Raw genomic sequence first — 4,114 nt, 5'->3', positions numbered from 1 at the left:
CTCGAACAGCCAACAATTGAGTATCTGCATTTTGGGTCAACGATATATCCAATGGAATAATTATGTCTTTGAAGTCTCCATTTTTATAATCATAATCAGTCAATTTTTCATAAACTAACGACGCTGGTTCATTTGGATCTAACCGTTGCTTAGCAACAAAAGCCTTATCATATTGTGATTTATAAGCTTGATTTACTAACGCGTTAGCTTCTACTGATTTACACTCAATCGGAATATCATTAGCTAATGATATGATTGGATAACAGATTGTTATTAGAGTAATTGTAGAAAAAATAAGGTGATTTTTAGGCATAACAAACCTCAAAAAAGGAATAAATAATGGATAAGATCATTTCATACTGGAAAGAATATAACATTGCACATTATGATGAAAAGAAAAGATTTTACGTGATATACGGTAAGTATAACCACTTAAATAACGAAGAAGAATCAAGAAAATGCCTAGGTCTTCATTGGGAGGACTACCCAAAGTCTAGATCTGTTTTAGCCCCTATGGTTGTAACAGCAGAAATAAAGAACTCAATTCTGGCTGGATTATTAAAAGATGGATTAGATAAAAAAAATAAAGTAGACCTTGAGAAAATACTTAAAGCTATCGAATACTTTAAAGACGAGGATTTGAAAGATAGCTATTAAGCTCAACGCTGAGAGCTGACAAAACTTGTTTTTGTTAGTTTGAAGCGTTCAAAAAGGTTTGCTTTGCTAACGCCCAAAAAACCACCCCTTTGGGGCTGTTATCTGATATGGTTAAGGCAATCACTTGACAAACTTTTTTGATGTATTAAAACATAAGAAAACAGAAACCCTATTGCTTTGAGTTTGGCGACCGTAGCAACAGGGTTTCAGAGAAAAAGGACTGCTTTATGTTTAACAACGATAATAGACAAAATTTTATAAGTCAAATGCCAATGAAGCCCTACTGTTCTGACGATTTAAGTAATGGGTTAAGAATTAGAAAAAAAGAAAAAGCGCTAGAAATGCTTTACATACAAGCTAATCAACCAGCTATACAAACTTGCTTGCTATTCGATCTAGATGAAGAAAATTGTTTTTATAAATTTGAAGAAGTTAACTTGCCTGTTCCTCACTTTATAACGAAAAGCCCCAAATCTGGCAGGTGTCATTATGGTTATATTTTGAAGAACGGGGTTTGTAAAACACAACAAGCAAAATTAAAACCGTTACGCTATGCCTCCGCAGTAGAAAACAGCATAGCAAACAGATTAGGTTCAGACCCTAACTATGTAGGGCTTATTACTAAAAACCCGTTAAATAGTCATTGGTCGCCTTGGTGGTCTGGTGCTGAATTGTATGATCTCGATTATCTCGCTGATTTTGTCGATTTAAATCAACCTAAAAGCGTTAAAGCTGAAAATTACGGATTAGGTCGCAATGTTAACCTTTTTGATGATCTGCGAGCTTGGTCTTATAAACGAGTTTTAGGGTTTAAATCTTCATCATCATTTGAACAATGGATGAAAGAAGTTGAGAGACAAGCGATCAACCTCAACGCTGTTTGTAATCAGCAAAACCCTTTGCCATTCAATGAAATAAAAGCGACAGCCCGAAGTATAGGCAAATGGACATGGAAAAATTTTGACGTTGCTAAGTTTTCAGAGATACAAAGCGCAAGGGGAAAAAAGAATCTAGGAAAGAAAAAAAATAACTATAAAAAACAAAGCGAAATATTGAATATGCTTGATTTTTTAGGAGGTAAAAAATGAGAGTAAACAGAGACGGATTAACACAAAAAGAGTTAGCAAAAAAATTTAATGTCTCAATAACAACAGTAATAAAATACACTGCTATAGACAGAGAAGATTACGAGAAAGAGGCATTAAATCGTCGCAAAACAGCGTATGAGCTACGAGAGAAGGGGCTGAGTTGGAAAGAGGTAGCGGAAGCTATGCAATGCTCTTATAACGCTGTAACGTCTCTAGCGAAGCGATACAAGCAACAAGATCTAAAAGAGAGCGTTTAGCTCTCTTTTGTTATGTGGTTCTTATAATAACTAAATAAAAAACTAAGCGTTTTTTTCATGTCTTGAATATCAGATTTTAAATCTTCGTCGTCTTTCAATTTTGTTTTGTTGCCCTTGCGTTTCTTCTTGTTTTTTAAAGAATTTTGAGACTTTTTGAGTGATGCTTTTTTTGAGTTCTTGAGTTCGTTTAAATCGCTCGATATTGTCAAAAAATAATCTAAAAAATCTGTCAACATATCTGTTTGATAGTCTAATTCTTCTTCTAATTCTTTTAGATTTCTCATTAATATATTGTTGTTCTCTACTTCTATCTTCGAATTTCGAATAAATAGATTGTTGTTCTTGATTAATGTTTTCAATTTCGCTTCCAATGCTTCTAATTCTTTGTTCTCTTGTTCTTTCTTCTGTTTTATCGCTTCTATTATTCTGCTCATTGTTTAAATTCTCTTTATTAAAATCATTATTAAAATTAAGAAAAATAAATTCATTCCTAATAAGGCTATTATTATTACTTGATATTTCAGATCTAACATCCTGAATGTCATTTGTTCTCTTATTGTTTTGTTCATTGCTATTCTTATTTTCGTTCTGTGTTCTTTTAAAGCGTTTTTTATTTCTACTTGTTCTTTTGCTAAGCTCTGCGTCAAAAACGCTCGTGTGCTCTCTGAGTGCGTTTTTAACGTACTCTCGATCTGCTCTGTGATCGATTCTTGATTCTTCGTTATAAGTTTTGTAATCTCTGCTCTGTTCATAGATATCTCCTTTTAACCTTACAGGCTTATCTTCTTCGCTAAATTTAATAGATATATAATTATCACCTGTACGATTTATAATTATATTTTTCTCTTTAGTTAAAAAATCAATTAATTCTTTTCTGTTGTTTATTTCTTCGATTGATATTTTCGCTATTATTTCTTCCTGTAATTTATTTACTATATCTTTTTTGTGTTTTGGTATTTTATTATTTAAAGTATTAATTAGCTTATTTCTTTCTTTGTGATTTTCTACGTCTATAACTGAGCTAATATTATTCTCATAATTAACAACTTCACAAAATGCGTTAAATAGTTTTTTATCTGCATAGTGATAGTATGTTTTGTATGCTCTTTTATCTGCTAATGCGTTGAATGTAAGATAATTAAGTTCTAGTCGCCCTTTATCTTGATGCTGCACCCAAAGGACCGGGGGACGGTTCTCAGGTGCGATTTCTGCGAACATCATTTCTTCAAATTCTGACATGATTTTATTTTTTAAATCTTCGTCGATGTCTTTTTCTTCAAACGAAAGAACGCCCGCTGTGTATGGGTGAGAGAAGTTTTTTGATTGAATATATTCGTTAAAGTTTAAAATATCTTTCTCTGTTGTTGTAGATAAAACTTTTATATATTGTTGTTCTTCTATTTTGTCTTTACGCAATAAATAAGATAATGAGTTTTTAACGTTTCTCTGTTTGTTTTTACCTCCTATCTGTTTGTGTATCATTATAAACCTCTTTTATTTTTTCTATATCCTCTGTTAGTTCTTCAAACAAATAAGCGAATTGCTCACCGTTGGCGCTGTTAATAAAAAAATCAATATTAGCATTAATTTTTTTAGCGATTTGATTAATGTTATTAGATATATTATTTAATAGAAATAGATATTCTTTATTTCCGTTATTTTTTATTTTATTTTTTAATATTGCAGATTTATTTAAAAGTAACGCTCTTATAGCTGCTGCTCTTTTTAAATCTAATTTTTCAGCTAACAATTCAACTTCTGTTAATTCTTCGTCACTTAAACATAAAGAAATAAAATTTTTACGTTGATAGCGATCTTTATATGTTTTTTTATCTTCAATGAGAATTTTTAAATTGCTCAAATTTGCCATGTTTTTTTCCTTGTGTTTTATGTTTTGACCTTCAGGGGATTGAAGGGGCGAAGCCCCTCACAAGTAACGTAATACGAAGTATTGCGCTAACTTGCTATCTAAGGTATCCCTTACTTAAGAAATAAGATATTTTGCTTTATTGTCAATACATAAACCCCAAAATCAAAACCGATCTTGAGGTCTTTTTTCTTCTAGTTCGCTCCACTCACTGCTACGCACTTAATTATAATCCATAGACAACT

Annotated in this window: 6 protein-coding genes; 3 read left to right on the top strand and 3 right to left on the bottom strand. The window is 31.7% G+C overall.

Annotated elements, in window-relative coordinates:
- Nucleotides 1-313 (bottom strand): hypothetical protein (locus tag FTV43_RS14600; protein ID WP_179995768.1); only part of this gene is annotated, 313 nt, incomplete at its 3' end.
- A gap of 26 nt (nt 314-339) precedes the next feature.
- Here FTV43_RS14600 and FTV43_RS14595 point away from each other — a divergent pair.
- From FTV43_RS14595 to FTV43_RS14585, 3 genes are all read left to right on the top strand, one after another.
- The gene (locus FTV43_RS14595; RefSeq protein WP_179991742.1) at nt 340-657 is read left to right on the top strand and encodes a hypothetical protein; all 318 of its coding nucleotides are present in this window, start codon (nt 340-342) and stop codon (nt 655-657) included.
- 227 nt (nt 658-884) lie between these two features.
- The gene (locus tag FTV43_RS14590) at nt 885-1,745 is read left to right on the top strand and encodes a replication initiation protein (RefSeq protein WP_179991741.1); all 861 of its coding nucleotides are present in this window, start codon (nt 885-887) and stop codon (nt 1,743-1,745) included.
- Nucleotides 1,742-2,002 (top strand): helix-turn-helix domain-containing protein, encoded by a 261-nt coding sequence (locus FTV43_RS14585; RefSeq protein WP_008917004.1) that lies wholly within the window; start codon nt 1,742-1,744, stop codon nt 2,000-2,002. The genes FTV43_RS14590 and FTV43_RS14585 overlap by 4 nt, the downstream gene beginning before the upstream one ends.
- Nucleotides 2,003-2,071: 69 nt before the next feature.
- Here the strand turns inward: FTV43_RS14585 and FTV43_RS14580 are convergent, their stop codons facing one another.
- The gene (locus tag FTV43_RS14580) at nt 2,072-3,484 is read right to left on the bottom strand and encodes a hypothetical protein (protein WP_179991740.1); all 1,413 of its coding nucleotides are present in this window, start codon (nt 3,482-3,484) and stop codon (nt 2,072-2,074) included.
- A complete protein-coding gene (locus FTV43_RS14575) occupies nt 3,459-3,872 on the bottom strand; it encodes a relaxosome component (protein ID WP_008917002.1) in 414 nt (137 codons plus the stop codon). The genes FTV43_RS14580 and FTV43_RS14575 overlap by 26 nt, the downstream gene beginning before the upstream one ends.
- Nucleotides 3,873-4,114: the final 242 nt, after the last annotated feature.

It is taken from the genome of Acinetobacter sp. YH16053, assembly GCF_013417035.1.
GTDB lineage: Bacteria > Pseudomonadota > Gammaproteobacteria > Pseudomonadales > Moraxellaceae > Acinetobacter > Acinetobacter towneri.
Note: the sequence above shows the minus strand (reverse complement) of the source record. Positions and strands in the feature narration are given on the sequence as shown.

Excerpts from the sequence above, each read along its gene's own strand:
- FTV43_RS14595 (WP_179991742.1), top strand. The coding sequence starts at position 340 with ATGGATAAGATCATTTCATACTGGAAAGAATATAACATTGCACATTAT.
- FTV43_RS14590 (WP_179991741.1), top strand. The coding sequence starts at position 885 with ATGTTTAACAACGATAATAGACAAAATTTTATAAGTCAAATGCCAATG.
- FTV43_RS14585 (WP_008917004.1), top strand. The coding sequence starts at position 1,742 with ATGAGAGTAAACAGAGACGGATTAACACAAAAAGAGTTAGCAAAAAAA.
- FTV43_RS14580 (WP_179991740.1), bottom strand. The coding sequence starts at position 3,484 with ATGATACACAAACAGATAGGAGGTAAAAACAAACAGAGAAACGTTAAA.
- FTV43_RS14575 (WP_008917002.1), bottom strand. The coding sequence starts at position 3,872 with ATGGCAAATTTGAGCAATTTAAAAATTCTCATTGAAGATAAAAAAACA.